At 37.5% G+C, this 25,151-nt stretch carries 37 protein-coding genes; 4 read left to right on the forward strand and 33 right to left on the reverse strand.

Annotated elements, in window-relative coordinates; all coding sequences use genetic code 11:
- Positions 1-49 precede the first annotated feature (49 nt).
- From rpsK to J0L69_14125, 29 genes are read right to left on the reverse strand one after another with little or no spacing between them, the layout of a single operon-like run.
- Positions 50-460 (reverse strand): 30S ribosomal protein S11, encoded by a 411-nt coding sequence (gene rpsK, locus J0L69_13985; protein MBN8694299.1) that lies wholly within the window; start codon positions 458-460, stop codon positions 50-52.
- A 28-nt stretch (positions 461-488) separates the two neighbouring features.
- On the reverse strand, positions 489-866 hold the full coding sequence (gene rpsM / locus J0L69_13990) for a 30S ribosomal protein S13 (GenBank protein ID MBN8694300.1): 378 nt from the start codon (positions 864-866) through the stop codon (positions 489-491).
- A 42-nt stretch (positions 867-908) separates the two neighbouring features.
- The gene (gene rpmJ, locus J0L69_13995; GenBank protein ID MBN8694301.1) at positions 909-1,025 is read right to left on the reverse strand and encodes a 50S ribosomal protein L36; all 117 of its coding nucleotides are present in this window, start codon (positions 1,023-1,025) and stop codon (positions 909-911) included.
- Positions 1,026-1,040: 15 nt separating this feature from the next.
- The gene (gene infA / locus J0L69_14000) at positions 1,041-1,259 is read right to left on the reverse strand and encodes a translation initiation factor IF-1 (GenBank protein ID MBN8694302.1); all 219 of its coding nucleotides are present in this window, start codon (positions 1,257-1,259) and stop codon (positions 1,041-1,043) included.
- Positions 1,260-1,262: 3 nt separating this feature from the next.
- A complete protein-coding gene (gene secY, locus J0L69_14005) occupies positions 1,263-2,597 on the reverse strand; it encodes a preprotein translocase subunit SecY (GenBank protein MBN8694303.1) in 1,335 nt (444 codons plus the stop codon).
- A 3-nt stretch (positions 2,598-2,600) separates the two neighbouring features.
- Positions 2,601-3,050, reverse strand: a complete 450-nt coding sequence (rplO, locus tag J0L69_14010; protein ID MBN8694304.1) for a 50S ribosomal protein L15 — start codon at positions 3,048-3,050, stop codon at positions 2,601-2,603.
- Positions 3,051-3,061: 11 nt separating this feature from the next.
- A complete protein-coding gene (rpmD, locus tag J0L69_14015) occupies positions 3,062-3,241 on the reverse strand; it encodes a 50S ribosomal protein L30 (GenBank protein ID MBN8694305.1) in 180 nt (59 codons plus the stop codon).
- 10 nt (positions 3,242-3,251) lie between these two features.
- Complete coding sequence (gene rpsE, locus J0L69_14020; GenBank protein ID MBN8694306.1) at positions 3,252-3,770, reverse strand: 30S ribosomal protein S5; 519 nt, start codon at positions 3,768-3,770, stop codon at positions 3,252-3,254.
- A 28-nt stretch (positions 3,771-3,798) separates the two neighbouring features.
- Complete coding sequence (locus tag J0L69_14025; GenBank protein MBN8694307.1) at positions 3,799-4,155, reverse strand: 50S ribosomal protein L18; 357 nt, start codon at positions 4,153-4,155, stop codon at positions 3,799-3,801.
- Positions 4,156-4,192: 37 nt separating this feature from the next.
- Entirely contained in the window at positions 4,193-4,747 is a 555-nt protein-coding gene (rplF, locus tag J0L69_14030; GenBank protein MBN8694308.1) for a 50S ribosomal protein L6, read from the reverse strand.
- A gap of 24 nt (positions 4,748-4,771) precedes the next feature.
- Complete coding sequence (rpsH, locus tag J0L69_14035) at positions 4,772-5,170, reverse strand: 30S ribosomal protein S8 (GenBank protein ID MBN8694309.1); 399 nt, start codon at positions 5,168-5,170, stop codon at positions 4,772-4,774.
- Positions 5,171-5,228: 58 nt separating this feature from the next.
- Positions 5,229-5,498, reverse strand: coding sequence for a 30S ribosomal protein S14 (gene rpsN / locus J0L69_14040; GenBank protein MBN8694310.1), 270 nt, complete (start codon positions 5,496-5,498; stop codon positions 5,229-5,231).
- Between the two features lie 13 nt (positions 5,499-5,511).
- Entirely contained in the window at positions 5,512-6,069 is a 558-nt protein-coding gene (rplE, locus tag J0L69_14045; GenBank protein MBN8694311.1) for a 50S ribosomal protein L5, read from the reverse strand.
- A complete protein-coding gene (gene rplX / locus J0L69_14050; protein ID MBN8694312.1) occupies positions 6,069-6,386 on the reverse strand; it encodes a 50S ribosomal protein L24 in 318 nt (105 codons plus the stop codon). Before rplX ends, rplE begins: the two co-directional genes overlap by 1 nt.
- Positions 6,387-6,401: 15 nt before the next feature.
- Positions 6,402-6,770: a 50S ribosomal protein L14 gene (gene rplN / locus J0L69_14055; GenBank protein MBN8694313.1), complete on the reverse strand. Its 369-nt coding sequence runs from the start codon at positions 6,768-6,770 to the stop codon at positions 6,402-6,404.
- Positions 6,771-6,802: 32 nt separating this feature from the next.
- Positions 6,803-7,057, reverse strand: coding sequence for a 30S ribosomal protein S17 (gene rpsQ, locus J0L69_14060; protein MBN8694314.1), 255 nt, complete (start codon positions 7,055-7,057; stop codon positions 6,803-6,805).
- A gap of 16 nt (positions 7,058-7,073) precedes the next feature.
- Positions 7,074-7,271, reverse strand: coding sequence for a 50S ribosomal protein L29 (rpmC, locus tag J0L69_14065; protein MBN8694315.1), 198 nt, complete (start codon positions 7,269-7,271; stop codon positions 7,074-7,076).
- 11 nt (positions 7,272-7,282) lie between these two features.
- The gene (gene rplP / locus J0L69_14070) at positions 7,283-7,711 is read right to left on the reverse strand and encodes a 50S ribosomal protein L16 (protein ID MBN8694316.1); all 429 of its coding nucleotides are present in this window, start codon (positions 7,709-7,711) and stop codon (positions 7,283-7,285) included.
- Positions 7,712-7,768: 57 nt separating this feature from the next.
- A complete protein-coding gene (gene rpsC, locus J0L69_14075) occupies positions 7,769-8,497 on the reverse strand; it encodes a 30S ribosomal protein S3 (GenBank protein ID MBN8694317.1) in 729 nt (242 codons plus the stop codon).
- Between the two features lie 10 nt (positions 8,498-8,507).
- Complete coding sequence (rplV, locus tag J0L69_14080) at positions 8,508-8,900, reverse strand: 50S ribosomal protein L22 (GenBank protein ID MBN8694318.1); 393 nt, start codon at positions 8,898-8,900, stop codon at positions 8,508-8,510.
- Between the two features lie 25 nt (positions 8,901-8,925).
- A complete protein-coding gene (rpsS, locus tag J0L69_14085; GenBank protein ID MBN8694319.1) occupies positions 8,926-9,213 on the reverse strand; it encodes a 30S ribosomal protein S19 in 288 nt (95 codons plus the stop codon).
- A gap of 60 nt (positions 9,214-9,273) precedes the next feature.
- The gene (rplB, locus tag J0L69_14090) at positions 9,274-10,098 is read right to left on the reverse strand and encodes a 50S ribosomal protein L2 (GenBank protein MBN8694320.1); all 825 of its coding nucleotides are present in this window, start codon (positions 10,096-10,098) and stop codon (positions 9,274-9,276) included.
- 19 nt (positions 10,099-10,117) lie between these two features.
- On the reverse strand, positions 10,118-10,408 hold the full coding sequence (rplW, locus tag J0L69_14095; protein MBN8694321.1) for a 50S ribosomal protein L23: 291 nt from the start codon (positions 10,406-10,408) through the stop codon (positions 10,118-10,120).
- A 1-nt stretch (position 10,409) separates the two neighbouring features.
- The gene (rplD, locus tag J0L69_14100; GenBank protein ID MBN8694322.1) at positions 10,410-11,039 is read right to left on the reverse strand and encodes a 50S ribosomal protein L4; all 630 of its coding nucleotides are present in this window, start codon (positions 11,037-11,039) and stop codon (positions 10,410-10,412) included.
- 2 nt (positions 11,040-11,041) lie between these two features.
- Complete coding sequence (gene rplC, locus J0L69_14105; GenBank protein ID MBN8694323.1) at positions 11,042-11,659, reverse strand: 50S ribosomal protein L3; 618 nt, start codon at positions 11,657-11,659, stop codon at positions 11,042-11,044.
- Between the two features lie 60 nt (positions 11,660-11,719).
- Positions 11,720-12,025 carry a 30S ribosomal protein S10 gene (gene rpsJ, locus J0L69_14110; protein MBN8694324.1) on the reverse strand — a complete coding sequence of 102 codons (306 nt, stop codon included), beginning with the start codon at positions 12,023-12,025 and terminating at the stop codon, positions 11,720-11,722.
- Between the two features lie 21 nt (positions 12,026-12,046).
- Positions 12,047-14,161 (reverse strand): elongation factor G, encoded by a 2,115-nt coding sequence (gene fusA / locus J0L69_14115; protein ID MBN8694325.1) that lies wholly within the window; start codon positions 14,159-14,161, stop codon positions 12,047-12,049.
- A gap of 6 nt (positions 14,162-14,167) precedes the next feature.
- Positions 14,168-14,635, reverse strand: coding sequence for a 30S ribosomal protein S7 (rpsG, locus tag J0L69_14120; GenBank protein MBN8694326.1), 468 nt, complete (start codon positions 14,633-14,635; stop codon positions 14,168-14,170).
- 25 nt (positions 14,636-14,660) lie between these two features.
- Positions 14,661-15,068: a 30S ribosomal protein S12 gene (locus tag J0L69_14125; GenBank protein MBN8694327.1), complete on the reverse strand. Its 408-nt coding sequence runs from the start codon at positions 15,066-15,068 to the stop codon at positions 14,661-14,663.
- Between the two features lie 304 nt (positions 15,069-15,372).
- Between J0L69_14125 and J0L69_14130 the strand changes: the two genes are divergently transcribed.
- Entirely contained in the window at positions 15,373-16,422 is a 1,050-nt protein-coding gene (locus J0L69_14130; GenBank protein MBN8694328.1) for an AAA family ATPase, read from the forward strand.
- 55 nt (positions 16,423-16,477) lie between these two features.
- On the opposite strand, the gene J0L69_14135 is transcribed toward J0L69_14130, so the two are convergent.
- Entirely contained in the window at positions 16,478-17,425 is a 948-nt protein-coding gene (locus J0L69_14135; GenBank protein ID MBN8694329.1) for a DUF3078 domain-containing protein, read from the reverse strand.
- Positions 17,426-17,455: 30 nt separating this feature from the next.
- Positions 17,456-18,613, reverse strand: coding sequence for an aminofutalosine synthase MqnE (gene mqnE, locus J0L69_14140; protein ID MBN8694330.1), 1,158 nt, complete (start codon positions 18,611-18,613; stop codon positions 17,456-17,458).
- Positions 18,614-18,736: 123 nt separating this feature from the next.
- On the opposite strand from mqnE, the gene J0L69_14145 reads away from it, so the two are divergent.
- The gene (locus tag J0L69_14145) at positions 18,737-19,933 is read left to right on the forward strand and encodes a T9SS type A sorting domain-containing protein (protein ID MBN8694331.1); all 1,197 of its coding nucleotides are present in this window, start codon (positions 18,737-18,739) and stop codon (positions 19,931-19,933) included.
- A 7-nt stretch (positions 19,934-19,940) separates the two neighbouring features.
- Positions 19,941-20,438, forward strand: coding sequence for a hypothetical protein (locus tag J0L69_14150; GenBank protein ID MBN8694332.1), 498 nt, complete (start codon positions 19,941-19,943; stop codon positions 20,436-20,438).
- Positions 20,439-20,478: 40 nt separating this feature from the next.
- On the opposite strand, the gene mnmA is transcribed toward J0L69_14150, so the two are convergent.
- Positions 20,479-21,576: a tRNA 2-thiouridine(34) synthase MnmA gene (gene mnmA, locus J0L69_14155; GenBank protein ID MBN8694333.1), complete on the reverse strand. Its 1,098-nt coding sequence runs from the start codon at positions 21,574-21,576 to the stop codon at positions 20,479-20,481.
- 22 nt (positions 21,577-21,598) lie between these two features.
- Positions 21,599-22,366, reverse strand: coding sequence for a toxin-antitoxin system YwqK family antitoxin (locus J0L69_14160; protein ID MBN8694334.1), 768 nt, complete (start codon positions 22,364-22,366; stop codon positions 21,599-21,601).
- A 257-nt stretch (positions 22,367-22,623) separates the two neighbouring features.
- Here J0L69_14160 and J0L69_14165 point away from each other — a divergent pair, with 257 nt between their 5' ends.
- Entirely contained in the window at positions 22,624-25,119 is a 2,496-nt protein-coding gene (locus J0L69_14165; protein MBN8694335.1) for a PIG-L family deacetylase, read from the forward strand.
- The last annotated feature ends 32 nt before the right edge of the window (positions 25,120-25,151 follow it).

Here is a 25,151-nt window from a genome sequence, read left to right on the forward strand (position 1 = left end):
CAAACCGTGAGGTTTACTTTGCTCACTCGCGGCTGGCTGTTATTTACTATTAAACGCGGCGACGCTTTGGAGGGCGACAACCATTGTGAGGAATTGGAGTGATATCTACAATTTCAGATACTTCGATTCCTGCAGCTGCAATAGAACGGATTGCTGACTCACGTCCTGCACCCGGACCTTTTACATACACTTTTACTTTACGTAAACCTGCATCAAAAGCAACTTTAGAACAATCTTGTGCTGCCATTTGCGCAGCATAAGGTGTGTTTTTCTTAGAACCTCTGAAACCCATTTTACCTGCAGATGACCAAGAAATAACTTGACCTGCAATATTAGTTAAAGAGATGATAATGTTATTGAATGTAGCATTGATATGTGCTTCGCCTGCAGCGTCAACTTTTACAACACGTTTACGTGCGGCTGCTTTTCCTGTGGCGGCGGTAGCTTGTTGTTTTGCCATTTTATATCTTTTTCTTAAATTTTAATTATTATTTAGTAGCCATTTTCTTGTTGGCAATTGTCTTACGACGACCTTTACGGGTACGAGCGTTTGTTTTAGTACGCTGACCACGAACCGGTAAACCGTTACGGTGACGGATTCCACGGAAAGTTCCGATATCCACTAAACGCTTAATGTTTAACTGAACTTCAGAGCGCAAAGCACCCTCTACTTTAAAGTTAGAGTTAATGAAGTTACGAATCGCATTTTGCTCATCGTCAGTCCATTCGCTCACTTTTTTGTCATGCGAGATACCTGCATTGTCCAATATTTTTTTTGCGGTGCTTGGGCCAATACCGAAAATGTAGGTTAATCCTATCACTCCTCTTTTGTTTTTTGGTAAGTCAATACCTGAAATACGTGCCATTTTTATCTTAATTTTTTAAAAAGGTTTGCAAAGGTACAAAAATTATCTTTGTCTTTGTTTGAATTTTGGGTTTTTCTTGTTGATTACGTACAATTTTCCTTTACGGCGAACAATTTTGCATTCGCTGCTTCTTTTCTTTATGGATGCTCTAACTTTCATCAGTTATTAGTTTAATTATTTATATCTGAATGTAATTCTTGCTTTTGTAAGGTCGTATGGACTCATTTCCAATCTTACCTTATCCCCGGTTAAAATTTTAATATAGTGCATACGCATTTTACCGGAAATATGCGCAATTACTACGTGCCCGTTCTCTAACTCTACCCTGAACATGGCGTTACTCAAAGATTCGATAATGGTTCCGTCAACCTCTATGTTTGCCTGTTTCGCCATATCTTAGCCTTGTTGTACCATCATGGCATTAGCGCCACGTCCTTTAATTCGACCAGACTTCATTAATCCATCATAATGACGGTTCAATAAATAGGTCTCAATTTGTTGTAATGTATCTAATACTACCCCTACTAAGATCAATAATGAAGTTCCTCCGTAGAAATCAGCAAAAGCACTGTTAATACCTAATTGCATAGCAATAGCAGGTAAAATAGCCACCGCCGCAAGGAAAATTGACCCAGGAAGTGTAATACGGCTCATTACCTGATCAATGAACTCAGCTGTTTTCTTACCAGGTTTAACCCCAGGAATAAAACCGCCGTTTTTCTTCATATCATCAGCCAATTGATTAGGGTTAACCATAATTGCTGTGTAGAAATAGGTAAAGAGAATAATTAATACCGCGAATACAAGGTTATACCAGAAACCATAACGCTCAGTGAATACGCCTCCTGCATTACCGGCAAAACCTGTAATAGCCGCAGGAATGAACATAATAGCTTGAGCAAAGATGATTGGCATTACACCTGCAGCATTCACCTTTAAAGGAATGTACTGACGAACACCGCCGTATTGCTTATTTCCAACAATCTTCTTAGCAAACTGAACCGGAATACGACGAGTACCCTGAACCAACATAATACTTCCTATGATGATGAATAATAAGAAAACGATTTCTAATAAGAACATGATCAATCCACCACCTGAACTTTGTAAACGAGAACCAAATTCAGAAGTGATAGCGAATGGTAAGCGGGAGATAATACCAATCATAATGATTAAAGAAATACCGTTTCCGATACCTTTATCAGTAATACGCTCTCCTAACCACATTACAAACATGGTACCGGTTACGAGAATCATAGTAGACTGAATCATGAACCAAGTTCCGTCTAATACAACCGCTCCAGGAATGTTGTAAACCTGAGTAGCTAAATAACCCGGACATTGAACCGCAGTTACAGCGATGGTTAAGAAACGTGTATACTGATTGATTTTTTTACGACCGCTTTCGCCATCACGTTGTAATTTTTGAAAATATGGCACAGCCATACCTAACAACTGGATAATAATGGATGCTGTGATATAAGGCATAATACCCAAACCGAATACAGAAGCACGTGAGAAAGCACCGCCCGCGAAAATATTGATTAAACCAATAATTCCGTCTTGCGACCCCGACTCTTGAGCCTCGTTAAGAACAGCTGAGTTTACACCAGGAAGCACAACATAAGAACCAAGGCGATAAATTAATACCAACCCCAGGGTGGTAAGAATTCTAGCTCTTAGCTCCTCTATTTTCCAGATGTTTTGAAGTGTATCTATAAAACGCTTCATAAATTATTTTAAAGTTGTTACTGAACCACCTTTTTCTTCAATTGCTTTTTTTGCAGTTGCAGTAAAAGCATGAGCTGAAATAGTTACTTTAGATTTTAATTCGCCACGGCCTAAGATTTTAACTAAATCATTCTTAGAAGCCATTCCGTTTTTAATTAAAACATCCAAATTAATTTCACTTACTTTAGTTTTGTCAACTAATTTTTGGATGCTATCTAAATTAATTCCGTTGTAATCAATACGGTTAATGTTTTTGAAACCGAATTTTGGAATACGACGTTGTAAAGGCATCTGACCACCTTCAAAACCACGCTTTGAAGAGTAACCTGAACGTGACTGAGCACCTTTATGACCGCGAGTTGCAGTTCCACCACCACCAGAACCTTGTCCGCGACCGCGACGGTAGTTATTTTTTACAGAACCATTTGCTGGTTTTAATCCGCTTAATTTCATTTTAAAATATATTAAATAGTTTCAATTTTTAACATGTGCTTCACAGCATTAATCTGACCTTGAACCGCAGGATTTAATTCCTTTTCAAGGGTCTGGTACGATTTTTTAAAACCTAAAGCCACCAACGTTGCTCTTTGAGCAGGTGAACGCTTAGATGTACCTTTTACCAATGTAATTTTTACTTTAGCCATAACAATACTATTATCCGTTAAACACTTTATCTAAAGAAATACCTCTTTGGTGAGCCACTGTAATTGGATCACGCATTTTCACTAACGCATCTAAAGTTGCTTTAACCACGTTGTGAGGGTTAGATGAACCTTTAGATTTTGCTAATACATCGGTAATACCAACGCTTTCTAATACAGCACGCATCGCACCACCGGCAATTACTCCGGTACCGTGAGCAGCAGGCTTTAAGAACACGCGAGCACCGCCAAATTTACCTTCCTGTGCATGAGGCACAGTTCCGTTTAATACCGGTACTTTTACCAAGCTCTTTTTAGCATCTTCGATACCTTTAGTGATAGCATCAGTTACCTCGTTAGCTTTACCTAAGCCCTGGCCTACTACACCTTTTTCGTTTCCTACTACAACGATAGCAGCAAAACTAAAGTGGCGACCACCTTTGGTAACCTTGGTTACACGCTGTACAGCAACTAATTTATCTTTTAGTTCGATGTCGCTTGATTTTACTCTTTTAACAACTTCTGTTGACATTTTATTCGTTTAAAGTTTTTATTACTAATTAAAATTTAAGTCCGCCTTCGCGTGCGCCTTCTGCTAATGATTTAACACGGCCATGGTATAAGAAACCATTACGGTCAAATTTCACTTCGCTGATTCCGCCAGAAATTGCTTTCTCGGCGATTAACTTACCAACTAATTTAGCTTGTTCAGACTTGCTTACTTTAGCCGACTTAATTGATTTATCATTGGTACCTGCAGAAATTAAAGTTTTGCCGGCTTTATCGTCGATTAACTGAGCATAAATTTCAGCGTTACTACGAAATACACACAAGCGTGGAGACTCGTTTGAACCTTTTACGGTTTTACGAATTCTGTATTTAATTCTTTGTCTTCTTTGTTCTTTATTCAGTGCCATCTTTTCAATTTTTTTAAGATGATTAACATTAATTTAATTATTTTTTAGCTGCTGATTTACCTGCCTTACGACGTAAAATCTCACCAGTAAACTTGATACCTTTTCCTTTGTATGGTTCAGGTTTACGTAACGAACGAATTTTTGCAGCTACTAATCCGATTAACTGTTTGTCTGCAGATTCCAAAATAATTTTTGGGTTTGCACCTTTTTCAGCTGTAGTGGTAACCTTTACCTCTACCGGTAAATCGAAAGTGATGTTATGTGAATAACCTAAAGACAATTCTAATAATTGACCCTTGTTTGATGCACGGTAACCTACACCTACTAATTCCTGCTCTGTTTTATATCCTTCGTTTACACCTTTAATCATATTAGCGATTAATGCGCGGTATAAACCATGTAATGAACGGTGACGTTTGTGATCAGTTGGACGAGATACAGTGATTGTACCATTGTCAACTTTAACATCAATATCCGAATCAACCTTTTGAGTTAATGTTCCTTTTTTACCTTTAACGGTTACCAATCCATTGGCAACACTTACTTCCACTCCTTGTGGTATTGTTATCGGTGCTTTTCCTATACGTGACATGACTAATTTCCTCCTTATTTTAGATTAAGAAACATAACATAAAACTTCGCCGCCCACATTTTGATTCTTAGCTTCTTTATCAGTCATTACACCTTTAGAAGTAGAAATGATAGCGATACCCATTCCGTTTAATACACGTGGCATTGATGCAGCACCTGTATACTTACGTAAACCCGGAGAAGAGATACGATCTAATGATCGGATCGCTGAAATCTTAGTTACCGGATGGTATTTTAATGCGATTTTAATTGTACCCTGTTTTTTATCGTTTTCCTCAAACTTATAGTTTAGGATATAACCTTTTTCGAAAAGAATTTTTGTAATTTCTTTTTTCAAATTAGAAGCAGGAACTTCTACAATTCTGTGGTTGGCCTTAATCGCGTTTCTTACGCGTGTTAGGTAATCTGATATTGAATCTGTCATTTTTATTTGTTTTATATGTTATCCCGCACGCAGGATAATTATATTAATACTCTTTTTATTACCAGCTAGATTTGGTTAAACCAGGGATTAAACCAAATAAAACCATTTCGCGGAATGTAACACGGCTTACACCGAATTGACGCATATAACCGCGCGGACGGCCCGTTAATTTACAACGGTTACGACCTCTAACCGGACATGAATTTTTAGGAAGCTTTTGTAAAGCATCGTAGTTTCCAGCCTTTTTTAGTTCTTCACGTTTAGCTGCGTATTTTTCCGCTAACTTTTTACGTTTGGCCTCACGGGCCTTCATTGATTCTTTTGCCATCTTTTAGCTTATATTATTTTTTAAATGGTAATCCAAATTCAGTTAACAATGCCATAGCTTCCTTATCAGTTGGAGCTGATGTAACGAAAGTAATATCCATACCATTGATTTTTGTTACTTTATCGATATCAATTTCAGGGAAGATAATTTGCTCGGTGATACCTAATGTATAGTTACCACGACCATCAAAACCTTTATTGTTGATACCTTTAAAATCACGGATACGAGGTAATGCTGAAGCTACTAATCTATCTAGGAACTCATACATTTTATCGCCACGTAATGTAACGCGTACACCAATGGCAACACCCTTACGTAATTTAAAGTTTGAGATATCTTTTGTAGAGTGAGTAGGCACTGCTTTTTGACCGGTAATTGTGGTCATTTCTTTCAATGCCGCTTCAATCATTTTTTTATCCGATACTGCATCACCAATACCTTGGTTAATACAGATTTTTTCCAATTTCGGAACTTGCATTACAGTTTTATACTGAAATTGATTTTTTAAATTATTTACAATTTCAGAGCTGTATTTGCTCTTTAATCTTGGTTGATACGTTTTTGTTGCCATTATTTAATTACCTCCTTAGTTTTTTTAGAGATACGTACTATTTTCTTTGTTTTTTCGTCAACCTGACGACCAATACGGGTTGTTTTGCCACCTTCAACAAACATTACGTTTGAAATGTGGATTGAACCTTCCTGCTTAGTGATACCACCATTAGGATTTTTAGCGTTTGGTTTACTGTGCTTGCTAATCATATTAACACCTTCTACCAATACACGTGATTTTTTCGTGTCGATAGAAATGATTTTACCTTCCTGGCCTCTCGCCTCTCCGGAAATCACTCTTACAGTATCACCTTTTTTTAATTTTAATTTTGACATGACCTCAACTATTGTTTAAAGCACTTCTGGTGCTAATGATATAATTTTCATAAATTGTTTATCGCGTAATTCACGAGCTACCGGACCGAAAATACGGGTACCGCGAATTTCATCGGTGTTGTTTAACAACACAACTGCGTTATCATCGAAACGGATATAAGAACCATCATTACGACGGATTTCTTTTCTTGTTCTAACGATTACAGCTTTACTAACTGTACCTTTTTTTACGTTTCCTGAAGGTAAAGCATGCTTAACGGTAACTACCACTTTATCGCCAATTGAAGCGTAACGCTTACGAGTACCACCTAATACACGAATAACCAGTACCTCTTTAGCACCGCTGTTATCGGCTACGGTTAATCTTGATTCGTTTTGTATCATTTTAATTTAATTTTTAAGATATAACCAATAAATTATTTTACTTTTTCAATTATTTCAACTAAGCGCCAGTTTTTGGTTTTGCTTAACGGACGTGTTTCCATAATACGAACGGTATCGCCAATACTGCATTCGTTTTTCTCGTCGTGTGCAACGAACTTAGAAGTTTTGTTTACGAATTTACCGTACTTCGGGTGTTTTACTTTACGCATTACTGCCACAACAATAGATTTATTCATTTTATTGCTGGTAACAACACCGGTTTTTTCTTTTCTTAAATTTCTTTCCATTTTAGGTAAAGCTTAATTATTTTGATGCTTTTTTACGTTTTGTTGCTTCAGTTGCCAAACGGGCAATTGTTTTGCGCGCATTACGAATCGTAATTGGATTCTCGATTGGAGAAACATTGTGATTCACTTTTAATTTGCCTAATGCGGCTTTTTCTTCTTTAATTTTATCCAATAATTCTGCATCGGATAAAGCCATAATGTCTTTGTTTTTCATTTTGCTTCGTTTTATGCTTCGTTAGCAGTGTAATCTCTTCTTACTACAAATTTGGTAACTACCGGTAACTTTTGTGCTGCCAAACGTAATGCTTCCTTAGCAACATCCATTGGTACACCTTCTGCCTCAAATAAAATACGGCCTGGTTTAACAGGAGCTACCCAATATTCTGGAGCACCTTTACCTTTACCCATACGTACCTCAGCCGGTTTGCGAGTGATTGGTTTATCAGGGAACACGCGAATCCATACCTGACCTTCACGTTTCATAAAACGTGTGATGGCGATACGAGCAGCTTCAATTTGACGAGCTGTTACCCAGCAGCCTTCTTGAGCTTTAATACCAAATGAACCAAAGGCTAATTGATCGCCACGCTTGGCGTTGCCTTTCATTTTCATTTTTTGCGATTTCCTGAACTTCGTTCTTTTTGGTTGTAACATTTTATAAACTCTTTATTTATTAAACCTTTTTTAATTTTTTAATAAAGCTTTGCTCTATTACTTGTCTTCTCTCTTACCCTTTTTCTTTCCACCACCGAATTTTGGCGTAGCCGGACCTTTTTTCTCTTTTGCAAGACCAATGTTAGGCGATAAATCGCGCTTACCATAAACCTCACCATTGCAAATCCAAACTTTTACACCAATACGGCCATAAGAAGTGTGTGCTTCAGCAACTGCATAGTCGATATCGGCACGAAGCGTATGTAACGGAGTACGCCCTTCTTTGTAACCTTCTGTACGAGCCATCTCGGCACCGCCCAAACGGCCGGAAACTTTTATCTTGATACCTTCGGCGCCCATACGCATTGTAGAAGCCATTGCCATTTTAGCGGCACGACGGAAAGAGATACGTCCTTCAATCTGGCGAGCAATGCTATCAGCAACTAAGCGTGCATCTAATTCAGGACGCTTAATTTCGAAGATGTTGATTTGAACTTCTTTCTTAGTTAATTTCTTTAACTCTTCTTTCAACTTATCAACTTCTTTACCTCCCTTACCGATGATGATACCCGGACGAGCTGTATTGATAGTTACAGTAACTAACTTTAATGTTCTCTCGATAACAATTTTAGAAATACTTCCTTTTGCTAAACGAGCTTTTAAATAGGTTCTGATTTTTTCGTCTTCAACTAATTTGTCAGAGTAATCTTTACCTCCAAACCAGTTAGAATCCCAGCCCTTAACGATGCCTAAACGAATACCTATCGGATTAACTTTTTGTCCCATTTCTTATTTTTTAATTTTTTGTGTCAATTACTAAAGTTACGTGATTAGAACGCTTTCTGATACGATATCCGCGGCCTTGAGGCGCTGTGCGTAAACGTTTCACAGCCATAGCGCTGTCAACCATAATTTCTTTTACAAACAATGTATCATCGTCAGGACGCTGACCTGTTTTTGCTTCATAATTAGCAATGGCAGACTTCAATAATTTTTCTAAACGACCTGATGCTTCGCGGGTATTGAATTTTAATACGCTTAAAGCTTTGTATACATCCATACCTCTTACTAAATCGGCCACTTGGCGCATTTTACGAGGTGATGTTGGACAATTGTTTAATTTGGCGAAATAAGTTGTTTTGTTCGCCTCTTTACGCTTGTCCGCTACTAATCTTTTTCTTTTTCCCATGGAAATTTATCTTAATACTTAATAATTATTTTTTTGCAGCTGCAGCTCCTTTATTGTGACCGGCATGTCCTTTAAACACACGCGTTGGAGCAAATTCTCCTAATTTATGTCCTACCATGTTTTCAGTTACATAAACCGGAATAAATTTTGCACCGTTATGTACTGCAAATGTATGTCCTACAAATTCTGGTGGAATAGTTGAGCGACGAGCCCAGGTTTTAATAACCGACTTCTTTCCGCCAGCGTTCATTTTGTCAACTTTACCAGCCAAATTGTGGTCGATAAAGGGTCCTTTTTTTAATGATCTTGCCATTGTTATTTTTTTTTGGTTTTGAATGTCGAGGCTAGCTCGCCACCATTAAACGTTAATTAATTATTTTTTTCTTCTTTCAATAATGTGTTTGTTAGAAGCTTTTGACTTGTAACGAGTCTTAAAGCCTTTTGCTGGTAAGCCCTTACGTGAACGTGGGTGACCACCTGAAGCACGACCTTCACCACCACCCATTGGATGATCAACCGGGTTCATTGCCACTGGCCTTGTACGCGGACGTACACCTAACCAACGTTTACGACCTGCTTTACCGTGAACTTCTAAGTTATGATCAGGATTAGATACAGCACCGATGGTAGCTTTACATGTAATCAAAATCATACGTAATTCACCTGAAGGCATACGCAACACTGCGTATTTTCCTTCACGAGCAGTTAACTGAGCATAAGAACCGGCGCTGCGAGCTAATGCTGCACCTTGACCCGGACGTAACTCAATGTTATGAATGATTGTACCTAATGGAACATCTGATAAAAACAAAGTGTTTCCAACTTCAGGAGTAGCTTTTGAACCGGACATAACTTTTTGTCCAACTTTTAAGCCTTGTGGAGCGATGATATAACGCTTCTCACCATCTTTGTAAACAACTAATGCAATACGTGCAGTACGGTTTGGATCGTACTCAACAGTTTTAACTGTTCCTTCGATTCCGTCTTTTTCACGTTTGAAATCTATAATACGGTATTGTTTTTTATGACCACCGCCAATATAGCGCATTGTCATTTTACCTGTATTGTTACGGCCTCCACTCGATTTTGTACTGGTAACTAAACTCTTTTCAGGTTTATCAGTAGTAATATCAGAGTTGTCTGACGCTATTTTGAAGCGTAAGCTAGGAGTTAGCGGTCTGAATTTTTTTAATCCCATTGTAATTCGTTTTTCTTAATTAAATACTAGCGTAAAAATCAATTACCTCGCCTTGTTTTAAAGTAACGATAGCTTTTTTGTGACGGCTTACGCGACCAACAGCCATACCGCGTGTTGTGTTACGCACCTTCACTTTTCCAATGTATTGCTGAGTGTTTACTGAAGCAACTTTAACATTGTACATTTTTTCTACCGCATCTTTAATCTCTAATTTATTAGCCGTTTTATCCACAACAAAGCCATAGCGATTTAATTTTTCGGCTTGTGCAGTCATTTTTTCAGTGATGATAGGCTTAACTAAAATTCCCATTTTACTTATTTAAAATTGTTTCAATAACTTTTACTGAGCTCTCAGATAAGATTACGTTCTCGGCATTTAAAATATCGTAAGTGTTCAAATCAGCTGCGTTAACAACCTTCGCCTTTGGAAGATTACGAGATGATAAATACACGTTACTATTTGCAGTACCTAATACTAATAAAGTCTTCTTATCAGTCATGTTTAAGTTTTTCATCAAATCGATGTAGCTCTTAGTTTTTGGAGCCTCGAAAGAGAAATCTTCTAACACTGTGATAGCATTATCTTTTGCTTTATAAGTTAAAGCAGAGATACGTGCTAAAGCTTTTACCTTTTTATTTAATTTGAAAGAGTAATCGCGAGGACGTGGACCAAATGCGCGGCCACCACCAATAAATAATGGCGATTTCATAGAACCTGCACGAGCACCACCGGTACCTTTTTGACGCTTCAACTTTTTAGTTGTACGAGCGATTTCAGCACGTTCTTTTGATTTATGTGTACCCTGACGTTGGTTAGCTAAATAATGCTTAACATCAAGATAAATACTATGATCATTTGGCTCAGCACCGAAGATTGAATCAGTTAATTCAACTTTCTTAGCTGTCTTTTTGCCGCTTATGTTTAATACTTCTACTTGCATGATTACTTCTCAATTAAAACGTAAGACCCCTTAGCACCAGGAACAGAACCTTTTATCAGGATTACATTCTTGTCTGCCATTATTTTTACTACTTCAAGGTTTTGAACTTTCTTACGGTTACCACCTGTTCTACCACCCATGCGTTTACCAGGTAATACGCGTGAAGGATCTGATGATGCACCTAATGAACCAGGAGCTCTTTGACGATCGTGCTGACCGTGTGAACTTCCACCAACACCGCTAAAGCCATGACGCTTTACTACACCTTGAAAACCTTTACCTTTTGATGTACCAACCACATCAACGAAATCGCCTTCTACGAATAAGTCAACAGTGATAACATCACCTAAATTTTTTGCTTCCTCAAAAGAACGGAACTCAACTACTTTACGCTTTGGAGTTGTTTTTGCTAATGCAAAGTGCCCCTTCATTGCTGACGATGTGTTTTTTTCTTTCTTCTCGTCGAATGATAGTTGTAAAGCTGAATATCCGTCTTTCTCATTGGTTTTTACTTGCGTCACAACGCAAGGACCCGCTTCAATTACTGTGCATGGTACATACTTACCATTGGCATCGAAGAAACTGGTCATTCCGATTTTTTTACCAATTATTCCAGACATTTTATTTTGTTTTTATTTATTATTCTTAATTATTATATAATCTTTATTCGCCTACCTCTGTTAAACCTTAATTTCAACCTCAACACCGCTAGGTAATTCAAGTTTCATTAACGCATCAACAGTTTTAGAAGAAGAGCTGTAGATGTCTAATAAACGCTTGTAAGAGCATAATTCGAACTGATCACGTGCTTTCTTGTTAACGTGTGGCGATTTTAATACTGTGAAAATACGCTTGTGAGTAGGCAATGGAATTGGACCATTTACTACAGCACCTGTAGATTTTACAGTCTTAACGATTTTCTCTGCTGACTTATCAACTAAGTTGAAATCGTATGATTTTAGTTTTATTCTGATTCTTTGGCTCATTTTATATCAAAATCCTAATTATTAAACTTTTTCTGCTTTTCCTTTAGCTTTTGCAATTACATCAGCTGCGATATTGTTTGGTGTTTCTGAGTAGTGAGAAAACTCCATTGTTGAAGATGCACGACCTGAAGTTAACGTACGTAATTGAGTAACGTAACCAAACATTTCAGATAATGGAACTTTTGCTTTTACTACCTGTGAAGTTCCTTTGCTATCCATACCTTCGATTTGGCCACGACGACGGTTTAAGTCACCTACCACATCACCCATGTTTTGCTCAGGAGTAATTACTTCAATCTTCATGATTGGCTCTAATAACACCGGCTTACATTTTCCTAACGCTTCACGGAAAGCGTTACGAGCACAAATCTCAAACGATAATGCATCAGAGTCAACCGCGTGGTAAGAACCGTCAGTTAACACAACTTTCAATCCTACTAACGGATATCCTGCTAATACACCATTGTTTAATGAAGCTTTAAATCCTTTTTCAACTGCAGGAATAAATTCGCGAGGAATGTTACCACCTGTAATTTCATTTACGAATTGTAAATCAGATTTAGAGTTATCGAAGTCTGCATCAACAGGACCTAATTCAACTTTAATATCAGCGAATTTACCACGACCACCGGTTTGTTTCTTATAAACCTCACGGTGTTCAACTGTACCTGTTACTGCCTCTTTGTATGCTACCTGAGGAGCACCTTGGTTAACTTCCACTTTAAACTCACGACGTAAACGGTCAACGATAATTTCTAAGTGAAGCTCACCCATACCGCTGATGATAGTTTGTCCTGAATCTTCATCCGTTTTAACACGGAAAGTTGGATCCTCTTCAGCTAATTTATTTAATGCAACACCTAAACGGTCTAAGTCACCTTGAGTTTTTGGCTCAATAGCAACACCGATTACCGGCTCTGGGAAGTTCATCGCTTCTAACACGATTGGATTCTTCTCATCGCATAAAGTATCACCTGTTTTAATATCCTTGAAACCAACTGCTGCACCAATATCACCAGCCTCGATAAACTCGATTGGGTTTTGTTTGTTAGCATGCATTTGGAAGATACGAGAAATACGCTCTTTATTACCTGAACGAGTATTTAACACATAAGAACCTGCATCTAAGCGTCCGGAATAAGCACGGAAGAAACAAAGACGACCTACGAATGGGTCAGTTGCAATTTTAAATGCTAAAGCAGTGAAAGGATCTTTTGCGTCTGGTTTACGTACTACCTCTTCACCTGTATCAGGATTTGTACCTTTAATATTTTCCTTATCTAATGGAGAAGGCATTAATTCCATTACTAAGTCTAACATGGTTTGAACACCTTTGTTTTTGAAAGATGAACCACAAACCATTGGAACGATTTTGTTAGCTACGCAAGCTTTACGTAATGCATCTAGTACTTCACGCTCAGTGATAGTATCCGGAGCATCGAAAAACTTCTCCATGATTTTATCATCGAATTCAGAAACTGCTTCAAGCATTTTCTCTCTCCAATGATTTACTTCATCCACCATGTCAGCAGGAATTGGAACAACTTCATAAGTCATACCTTTATCATGCTCATTCCACACCATTCCACGGTTGTTGATTAAGTCAACTACACCTTTGAAGTTATCTTCAGAACCGATTGGTAATTGTAAAGGAACTGCGTTACCACCTAAAATTTCTTTTGTTTGCTTAACAACGTTTAAGAAGTCAGCACCCTGGCGGTCCATTTTATTTACGAAACCGATACGAGTTACATTGTAACCGTCAGCTAAACGCCAGTTAGTTTCTGATTGAGGTTCTACACCATCAACAGCAGAGAATAAGAAAACTAATCCGTCTAGGATACGTAAAGAACGGTTCACCTCAACGGTAAAGTCAACGTGACCCGGAGTATCGATAATGTTAATTTTGTATTTATTGTCTCTGTAATTCCAGAAACAAGTTGTAGCAGCAGAAGTAATAGTAATACCGCGCTCTTGCTCCTGAACCATCCAGTCCATAGTAGCAGCACCATCGTGTACCTCACCTATTTTATGGTTTACACCAGTATAGTAAAGGATACGCTCGGTAGTTGTAGTTTTACCCGCATCAATGTGGGCTGCAATACCAATATTTCTTGTATATTTTAAATCGCTCATTTTATATTAGAATCTGAAGTGTGAGAATGCTTTATTGGCTTCCGCCATTTTGTGAGTATCTTCTTTCTTTTTGAAAGCTGCACCTTCTTCTTTAGAAGCTGCAACGATTTCACCAGCTAATTTCTGAGCCATTGATTTTTCGTTACGCTTACGAGAGTAAGAGATTAACCATTTCATAGCCATAGAAATTTTGCGGTCAGGACGGATTTCAGAAGGAATCTGGAAAGTTGCACCACCCACACGACGTGAACGAACTTCAACTTGAGGCGTTACGTTAGCGATTGCCTTTTTCCAAACCTCTAAACCATCTTCGCTTGTACGTTTAGCAACGATACCTATAGCTTCGTGGAAAATTTTAGAAGCGGTATTCTTTTTACCATCGTACATTAAGTTATTTAAAAAGCGGGTTACCATTACATCATTAAAAATTGGATCCGGTAACAATACTCTTTTTTTAGCTTTTGACTTTCTCATTTTATTATAGTCTTTTACTTAAATATTATTTTTTTCCTTTTGCAGCCGGAGCAGCAGCACCCGCTTTAGGACGCTTAGTTCCGTATTTAGAACGTTGTTGTTTACGACCTTCTACACCTGCAGTATCTAAAGTACCACGTACAATATGGTAACGTACACCCGGTAAATCCTTCACACGACCACCACGTACTAATACGATACTGTGCTCTTGTAAATTGTGACCTTCTCCCGGAATGTAAGCAATTACCTCTTGCTTATTGGTTAAACGAACCTTAGCTACCTTACGCATAGCTGAGTTTGGCTTCTTAGGAGTAGTTGTGTACACACGAGTACAAACTCCACGACGCTGCGGACAAGAATCCAATGCAGCCGACTTGCTCTTGTTAGGTGCCTTATGGCGACCTTTTCTTACTAATTGTTGTATTGTTGGCATTTTAAAACCTTTAATTACTTCTTAATTTCATTGGGGAAAATACCCCTCCCTAAAATTAGGGACGGCAAAGATAGATAATTAATTGAATGTGACAATAGAATTTCAAGAATATTTTACCTAAAAATCTGAAATAATTTTAGAAATCGGCTTTTATTTTATATGTACTTGATTTACAGTTATAAAAAATGCAAGCAGGATTTGTAATTGCTTGAAATAAGAACTTTTAATTAAAACGTTTTAGCGATATATTTATACATCATGTATAATATAATATGTTTATATTTGCGGTTCTTAACACAACGTAATGCCAAATCCTTTCCATACCGGCGATTTTAATCCCGCTGCCGAATTCTGTCCGAGGGATGAAGAGTTTAAACAACTCCTTAATAACACCCAAATGGACCTGAATACAATTTTACTGGGCATGCGGCAAATTGGTAAAACCACTTTGGTTAAACAGTTTATACGCCACATCGAAAACGAAAACAACCGCCATTGTATATATGCTAATATAAACGCTTCTTCTACTATAGACGAGTTTAGCGAATTGCTTTTACAGGAAATCGTTAAAGAATTCAGAGAAATTAAATCCAACAACATTGATTTACTCATTAATCGCTCAAGTCCTCAATTACTCCTCACCGTTCTCGAATCACTCGATAAACTCAATAAAAAAATACTTATTGTGATTGATGATTTTCAACAAATCATTAATTACCCCGATAAAGATTTTTTACAACTATTTCAAAACAGCATTCAGAAACTCAAACGCATCAATTTCATTTTTTGCTGCAGCAATGAGTTTGCTCTCAACGAACTTGCCGGTAACGAAACCCAAACTTTTTTCGCGAACTCCGACCTTATCCAGCTTAACCCAATCAAACCTACGAATTACAATATGTTTATTGGTTGGTTGTTTAACAACAACGGACAATCCATCAGCGAAGAGGCTATTGATTTTATTTTGGATTGGACACGTTGCCACACGCATTATACACAATTTTTATGCAAACGCATTTTTTTTAATGCACATAAAGAAATTGAATTGGAAAACGTACACGATGAATGCGGACAAATTCTTTCAGAAAATGAAAGCTCCTTCTATATCTACCGTAATCTTCTGTCGCCGGTGCAATGGATTTTATTGAAGGCTATCGCAAAAGAAGAAAAAGTCTATCACCCCACAGCCAAACAGTTTCTAAGCGAACATAAAATTGGAACACCTGCTAACGTTCAACGCGCGCTTGATGCACTTATACAAAAAGAAATGGTAATCGCTTCCCGTGATGAAAAAGGCCGTTATTATCAGGTGCAAGATTGCTTCTTGAGCCGATGGCTGGAGGGTATTGATTAAAAAAAAAACGGATTTCCATTGCTGAAAATCCGTTTACTTAATTTTTTATACTTAATTAAAACTTGTATCCAAATCCGATTCCGTATACACTCATTACTTGCGCACGCGGACCAAAAATATCGTTTTTGTGATCGAATTTTCCGTCGTTATTCCAATCGTATTTAATGGTTACGTCGTGATCATATAAAAACTTGGTTGATAATGTCGCTGTAAAAAACTTGGTAATTTTCAATGTTACTAAAGTATTCCATACCACATCTATGTTTTGTGGATCTTTCATGTAATTAGAGAAAAAATCGGCGTAAGTATCTAAGCTCAATTGCTTAGTAAGATCCTTCTTAAACTTTAAAGTAAGTCTTCCCCCAAACTCATAGCGGAATTTATGGCCCGGTGTTACTAATACGCCTGCAGTATCGTATTTAGCCTTCTCTACACCAAATTCACCTGCATTTGCTAAATTCTGGTCAGTTACCATTGTAACCTTACCCGCTACCGGTGAAATCGTTGCTACAAAGTAATCAGCCGGTTTAAAGTCTAAACCTAATGCTAACTGAATATATGCAGGCGATGCAAAACGCGATACAGCTACTTTTAACGTATCATCAAAATATTTATACCCATCCGAAAATTGTGAACGGAAATCGGCCATTAAAGTATAAAACCAATATTTTTTAAACGCATACAAGCTATACTTGCTCATCGCGAACATTTGGTCAACGTTCTTCTGCCAAATTTTTGCATTACCCATTTTTACAATACCATACTGACCATCGAATCGGTTTACCCATTCGTGCTTATCCTTTTTATAATTAGCTTCTAAGTTCAACAAACCTGAAAATGCAATATTGTTTTCTCCGCCACCGGTCCAGTTACTCACTGATGTTTGCGCCAAATTCAATCCAAAGAATCCGCTTTTCTTCCAATACGAAGTATCCTTTTTTGCTTCTGTTTGAGCTTGCATTCCAAAGCTCACAAATAAAAATAATACGGCTAATTTTTTCATAGTAATTTATAAAGTCGACAAAAGTAATATTTAATTGTTTGTGAAAGTTGTTTCAGAATAATCTTTAACAATTCCGTAAAGAGTATCACGTTCAACCGGACGCTTCCCCACTCCTTTGATTAATTCTACTAATTGTTGTGTCGTAAGTTTTGGAGATTGCTCCTCAGCACCGGCCATGCTATAAATTTTAGTGGTGTCATCAATTGTACCATCCAAATCATCCGCACCAAAGTTTAATGCGAGTTGCGCTGTATTTCTTCCAATCATGGCCCAATAAGCTTTGATATGCGGAAAATTATCCAAATAAATTCTTGCTACCGCGTAATTACGCAAATCTTCTATAACAGAAACTTCAGGAACATCGCTCATTTGATTTTCCTTATTACGAAATTTAAGCGGAATAAATGCATTAAAGCCATTGGTTTTATCCTGTAATTGACGTAAACGTTCCATATGATCAATTCTGTGCTCAAAAGTTTCGATATGACCATACAACATCGTTGCATTAGAATGTCTTCCTAATTTATGCCACACTTCATGAATTTCTAACCATTCTTCGGCGCTACATTTTCCTCCGGCAATTTTATCGCGAATGTCTTTATCAAATATTTCGGCACCACCACCCGGCATACTATCTAACCCTGCTTCCATCATAGCTTTCATTCCCTCTTCATACGTCATTTTCGCCTTTTTGAAAATGTAATGATACTCTACCGGTGTTAAAGCTTTAATGTGTAAATCCGGACGATGTTGTTTTATTCTTCTGAATAACTCAGTGTAATAAGCGAAATCCTGCTTAGGAACAACACCTCCAGTAATATGCACTTCGGTTACCGGTTGTCCGTCGTATTTTTTTATGATATCCAAAATTTGATCAACGCTTAGTTCCCAACCTTGCTCGCGCTGCTTAATTAAACGTGAGTAAGAACAAAACGCACAGGAATACACACAAATATTGGTTGGCTCTACGTGAAAGTTGCGATTAAAAAAAACCTTATCGCCGCTTTTTTTCTCCCTCACAAAATTGGCTAGAGTTCCTAAAAAACTTAAGCTGCCTTCTTTGTACAATGTAACGCCTTCATCAAAAGTAATGCGCTCGCCATTAAATACTTTATCGGCAATGCTTTTTAAAGCAGGCGATACCGACGAATGATGAATGATCTCCTTTGGTGGTTCTATATTAATCATAGGACAAATTTATGGATTATATCTTTCTTAACAGTGGATTAAATATGAATACTAATCATTTGATTTATATCACATTTGGGATTAACACTTATTATCTTATATTTGTTTAACAAAATTCAAAACATGAAACAGCTTTACTTTTCTCTATCCTTCGTTCTGATTTTTTTATCAGCATCTTTTAAATCGCAAACCGCTACAAGTATTACCAACGGTAACTGGACAAACCCATTAACATGGAATTGTACCTGTGTACCATTAATGGGACATGCGGTTACTATTAATCACACGGTAACTTTAAACACCAGTATGAGTTTTACGGCGGGAGGCGTTACCATCAATAACAGCGGCGCCTTAATGCAAGACGCCAGTGCTAATCGCGATTTATGGTTCAGTGGAGGTTCTTTTGTAAATAACGGCAAAGCAAATTTCAGATATTTATTATTAACCGGAGGAACAAACTCCAATAACGGAAGCTTTACGGTAAGTGCCATGACTAATTCAGTAACCTATACCAATAATGGAACGATTACAATGGACAGCATGTATATGGCAGCTAATTTTTTAAATACAGCTAACGGAAAAATTATTGGCGATAGTTTAACTAACGGTCCGGGAGCAACCTTATCCAATAGCGGAAGAATTAATGTAACCTGGAGCACCAACCGCGGAACATTTAACAATAACAATTACCATGGTGGATATGCATTTACTAATGACGGAACGTATTCAAATGTTGATTCTTTAGTGATGACAGGCAGCATGTGGAATAAAGTTTTATTTACCAATCAAATTGGAGCACAAGTACGTTTAACGAAAAACTTTCACAATTATACGCCCGGTAACACAGCTAGATTTGATAACAGAGGAAATGTGGTGGTTTTAGACAGCTGGTACAATACTGATACTATTAAAGGCACTAACACCGGAACATTTACCGTAAGCGATACATCAGCTAACAGCGGCCACATGAAAGGCAACTTTAAATTCTGTGATTTAACGCCTCCTTCCTCTTCGCCTTATATTGATTTAAATGCAGGTGTGGTTTCTGTAAATATTACATGGTGCACAACGAGTGGTGTAGATGAATTAACACCAACCAAAGGCACGGTAAAATATTTTCCAAATCCAAGTAACGGGCATTTCATTATTTTCGGAGAGAAAGAGGAAACATTGTTTTTATACAATGACATCGGACAACAAGTACGCGTCATACAACTGGATAAGAGTAATGATTACCGAGTTGAAATTAGCGGATTGGAAAACGGAATTTATTTCTTAAGCGGAAGAACTTTCAGAGAGAAAGTAATTGTGATAAAGTAGTTTTAACATGAAGATATCCTTATATTTTACTGTTTCAATTCTTTTATTTTCTTGTAACAAAGGTGGTATCTTTAGAAATATAGACGAAAAATTATCAAACAATAATCGACATTGGCGATTAATTAAATATGAAGTTAATGATATAGATTCAACAGAACTAATAAACTTTGGTAATTATTCAGAATTTAAGGAAAATTTCTTTTTGGCTATGCATCCAAGTAAGTATTCCGGAATGCCACATTGTACAAATCGATTTTATTCCTTACAAGCTAATTTTACTGACAACGATGAAAATTTTGAGGTTGTAGAAACCACGTCTTTAAAGTATAACAAAAACTCAACGAAGGACTCTTGCGTGAGCCTTAATACACAAAACTGTCAAAGAAATGTTTTTTTACCAGAAGGTATCAAAGCTAAATGGAAGATACAAAGGTTTTCTAACAGAAAACTAATTTTAACGCTATATCAAACAAACAGATATTATTTAGAACTAAGAAGCAACTAAGTTAGTAAACAAAAAGCCCCGGATTACCGGGGCTTTTTATTTAAATGTATTTCTTCCTATCTATAAATCCACCACCCACTAAATCATTTCCTTCGTAAATCACCGCGCTTTGTCCGGGTGCTACACCTGTAACCGGCGCATGAAACACCACATCTAATTTATCGCCACTTGTATTAATGGTAGCTAATGTGCCCGCGTCTTTATAACGGATCTTTGTTAATCCCACAAAATCATCCGGCAAGGAAGCGTACTTAATAAGATTAAAGTCACGCACCATTAGCTGCATTTCTTCCAAATCATTTTTATCGCCTAACACAATCGTGTTTGTTTCCGGAATAATTTCCTTCACAAAAACAGGATCACCCAAAGCAATGTCTAAGCCTTTACGTTGACCAATGGTATAAAAAGGATAACCTCTGTGCTTTCCAACGGTCTTCCCCTTGTACACATAGTTACCACCTTCCACTTTGGCCTCTAAATCCGGCAAACGATGTTTTAAGAAAGAACGGTAATCGTTATTCGGTACAAAACAAATATCGTAGCTCTCGCTTTTATTCGCTAAGTCGATAAAACCCGCGTCTTTTGCCATTTGTTTTATCTCCGGTTTTTTGTACCCTCCCAATGGGAAAAAAGTACGTTTTAAACTCTCTTGTGACAATCCCCACAACACATAGGTTTGATCTTTGTTTTCATCCACGCCTTTATAAATAACGCGACGTTCATTTTCATCACGTAATTGCGCGTAATGTCCGGTAGCGATAAATTCACAATCTAACATATCGGCACGCTTGAGTAATGCTTCCCACTTAATATGGGTGTTACATAATACACAAGGATTAGGTGTTCGTCCCGCTAAGTATTCCTCCACAAAATTATTGATGATGTGATCACCAAATTCTCCTCTGATATCTAAAATATAATGCGGAAAACCGAAATTCACGGCAATAGCACGCGCGTCGTTGATGCTATCTAAACTACAACAACCGGTTTCACGCTTACTGCCTCCCGATGTTTCATAATCCCAGGTTTTCATGGTAATACCTACCACTTCATAACCTTGTTCATGCAACATCATGGCCGCAACGGAACTATCAATTCCACCGCTCATCGCTACCAATACTTTTCCGTGTTTGCTCATGATTAATTTTTAAGAAATAAAATTATTTCTTCTTGTTTGCCGGTTTTTGTTCGCCAGATTTAGGAGCTGGAGTATCCTTTACTTTGTTCTTATCAAAAAACGCGTCTGTAGTTTTCTTATCCGCTATCTGACCATATTCATACAATTCTTTCTCTGTCACTTTTCCTTCTTTGTCCTTATAAATCCACGGACCATTACGCATACCGTTCTTATAAAACCCGGTAGCTGCCGCTATGCCGTTAGGATAGAAATACGTCATCTTTCCTTCTTGCTTTCCATTTATAAAATTACCGTCGGCTTTTAATTTTACACCATCGTAATATTGCTTAAAAGCGCCATGCTCCACTCCATCCTTAAAATTTCTTTCCTCTGCTGTTTTTCCGTTAGGTAAATAGACAAATTGCTTTCCCTCCTTCTTTCCATTCTTATAATTCTCTTTCGACATCATGACACCCAAATCATCATAATATGTCCAAACGGAATCTTTAATGCTTTCGCCTAAATATTTTCCCTTGGCCATTAATTTTCCGTTAGGGTGAAATAATTTAGCATACGCGTATTTACCATCTTTCTTATAATCCACCAAGGCGCGAACGCTGTCCATTAAAGGGTAATAGTATTTAAAAACTCCTTGCGGCTTATCATCCTTAAACATCCCTTCATAAATCAACTTCTGCGTTTTCTCATCCATTTTTTTCCAATAGCCTTGTTTACGGCCTTGCGCATCGGTGGTTTGTGCCACTAGCGAGCCGACAAAAATTAACAGTGATAAGGTGAGTAGTTTTTTCATACTTACAATAATGCAAAGGTAATATAAAGTTACCGAAATAATACCCCAATAATTAACAATCTATGTGAAATGAAAACCTGGCTAAATTTTTCGGGATTGTAGGATTTCACTATATTGTTTATTTTTACTTTTAGCAATGTCGTTAATAAGCAAACAATTCATTTGAAACCTTGTTAAACAATTAAAAATAAAGGTATAAACCGTTTCACATGAGCTTGGCATCCGCTTTTATCCATTTCAAAAATCTTGTTAAAACTATGAAGTTAAACTCCATTATACTTGTTCTGCACCTGCTTGTTTTTAGAATTCAACCCATTCTCTCGCAAAACAACACGTTAAACTCTTCTGAAATCATTCAAGGTTTAAAAAAATTAAATACCATTGGCAGTGTATTGTACATTGCCGCGCATCCCGATGATGAGAACACACGTTTATTAGGTTATCTGGCAAACGAAAAAAAAGTAAGAACAGGTTATTTATCGCTTACACGCGGTGATGGCGGTCAAAATTTAATCGGGAAAGAACAAGGCGAATTATTAGGTTTAATACGAACACAGGAATTACTCGCGGCACGAAGAGTAGATGGCGCCGAACAATTTTTCACGCGCGCTAATGATTTCGGCTATTCAAAAACACCGGAAGAAACATTTTCTTTCTGGAGTAAAGACAGCATCCTCGCAGATGTGGTGTTAACCATTCGCCGGTTTAAACCGGATGTTATCATTTGTCGTTTTCCTACCACAGGTGAAGGCGGTCACGGTCACCATACCGCTTCTGCTATACTCGCATTGGAAGCATTTGATGCGGCAGCCGACCCAAAACGTTTTCCCGAACAATTAACGCAAGTACAAACCTGGCAAGCAAAACGTATTTTCTGGAATACATTTAATTTCGGAAGCACTAACACGACTTCCCCCGATCAATTAAAAGTGGATGTTGGATTGTTTAATCCTCTTCTGGGAAAAAGTTACGGTGAAATATCTGCCGAAAGTCGCTCTTGTCACAAAAGTCAGGGATTTGGCTCTGCTAAACAACGCGGCACTAATATAGAATATTTTAAATTATTAAAAGGTGACAGTGTGAAGTCGGATGTACTGGAAGGCTTATCCTTAAGCTGGGGCCGATTTAAAGGCCTCGAAAAAATTGAATCACTTATCAATGATTGCATCACGAAGTTTAATCCGCAAAATCCGGAGAACAGCCTTAATGCGCTTATTGCTATTTATAAACAAATTTCATCCTTACCGGAAAGCAATACCGAAATTTCGTATTGGAAAAAACAAAAACTAAAGGAAACTGAAACGCTCTTATTGGCGTGCTCAGGTTTATGGTTGGAAGCTTTTTCACCGGAGTATATCGGAATTCCGGGACAAGAGGTAAATCTCACAGTTCAAGTGCTCAACCGAAATAAAAGCAATGTGAAGCTCACTAAAATTTCTTATTTAAACCAAAGCGATACAACCTGTCAGTTAACTTTAAAAACAAACGACCTCTATACATTCAAACGAAAAGAAAAACTTCCTGAATCACTTCCCTACTCTAATCCATATTGGCTGAATGAAGAACACAGCATTGGATTTTATACGGTAAAAAACGAAAATTTAATCGGTAAGCCGGAAAACGAATCCTCAACCAAAATAACTTTTGGCATTACGATTGAAGATTTATCGTTAACAATAGAAAGAAATTTAGTTCACAAATACACCGATCCTGTAAAAGGAGAAATTTACCGTCCCTTTGAAATATTACCACCCGTTACCGTAAACATTCAAGAGAAAGTTTTTGTGTTTACTGATACAAAGCCAAAAACCATTTCTCTGACCATCAAAGCCAATACTGCAAATGTAAATGGTAAACTGGAATTAAAAGGTTCGGAAGGATGGAGTATTTCTATTGCTAATCCGGAATTCAAATTAGTCAATAAAGGCGATGAAGCCATTGTTGAAGCTACCGTTTCGGCAACAAAGAATGTAACTAACGGTTACTTAACAGCGGCTTTAATGGTGAATAACCAAAGCTATTCAAAAAGCATCAAACGTATCGAATACGATCACATTCCTTATCAGTTCATTTTGAGCAATGCCAAAGCCGGATTAATTTATATTGATTTAAAAAAGACAGATGCTAACATTGCTTACATTCCGGGTGCGGGAGATGATGTAACCGCTTGCTTAAAACAAATTGGGTATAATGTAACAGTGTTGTCCGACGAACTTTTAACGAATGAAAATCTTTCGAAGTACAGCGCGATTGTAACGGGCGTAAGAGCGTATAACACAAGTGAGCGATTACAGGTTCATTACAACAAACTTATGGATTACGTGAAGAATGGCGGAAATCTGATTGTACAATACAACACCAATAACCGAATCGGACCTGTTAAAGCGAAAATTGGTCCCTACCCCTTTACCATTTCCCGCGACCGTGTAACGGATGAAAAAGCTGAAGTAAAATTCATCAATGAAAAGCACAGTGTTTTAAACACACCCAATAAAATAACTGCGAAGGATTTTGAAAACTGGATTCAGGAACGCGGCATTTATTTCGCAACCGAACTTGATAAGCAGTATGAAACAATTTTTGCCATGAACGATGCTAATGAAAAACCAAGCGACGGCAGTTTAATCATTGCAAAACACGGCAAAGGAAATTTTGTGTATACAGGCTTGGCTTTCTTCCGTGAATTACCTGCGGGCATACCGGGCGCTTACCGATTGTTTGTGAATTTATTGAGCTTACCTCAAAACAAATAACATGAGCGAGCAAGAAGAGAAACCACCTATTT

The organism is Bacteroidota bacterium, assembly GCA_017303905.1.
Lineage (GTDB): Bacteria > Bacteroidota > Bacteroidia > B-17B0 > Aurantibacillaceae > JAHEYG01.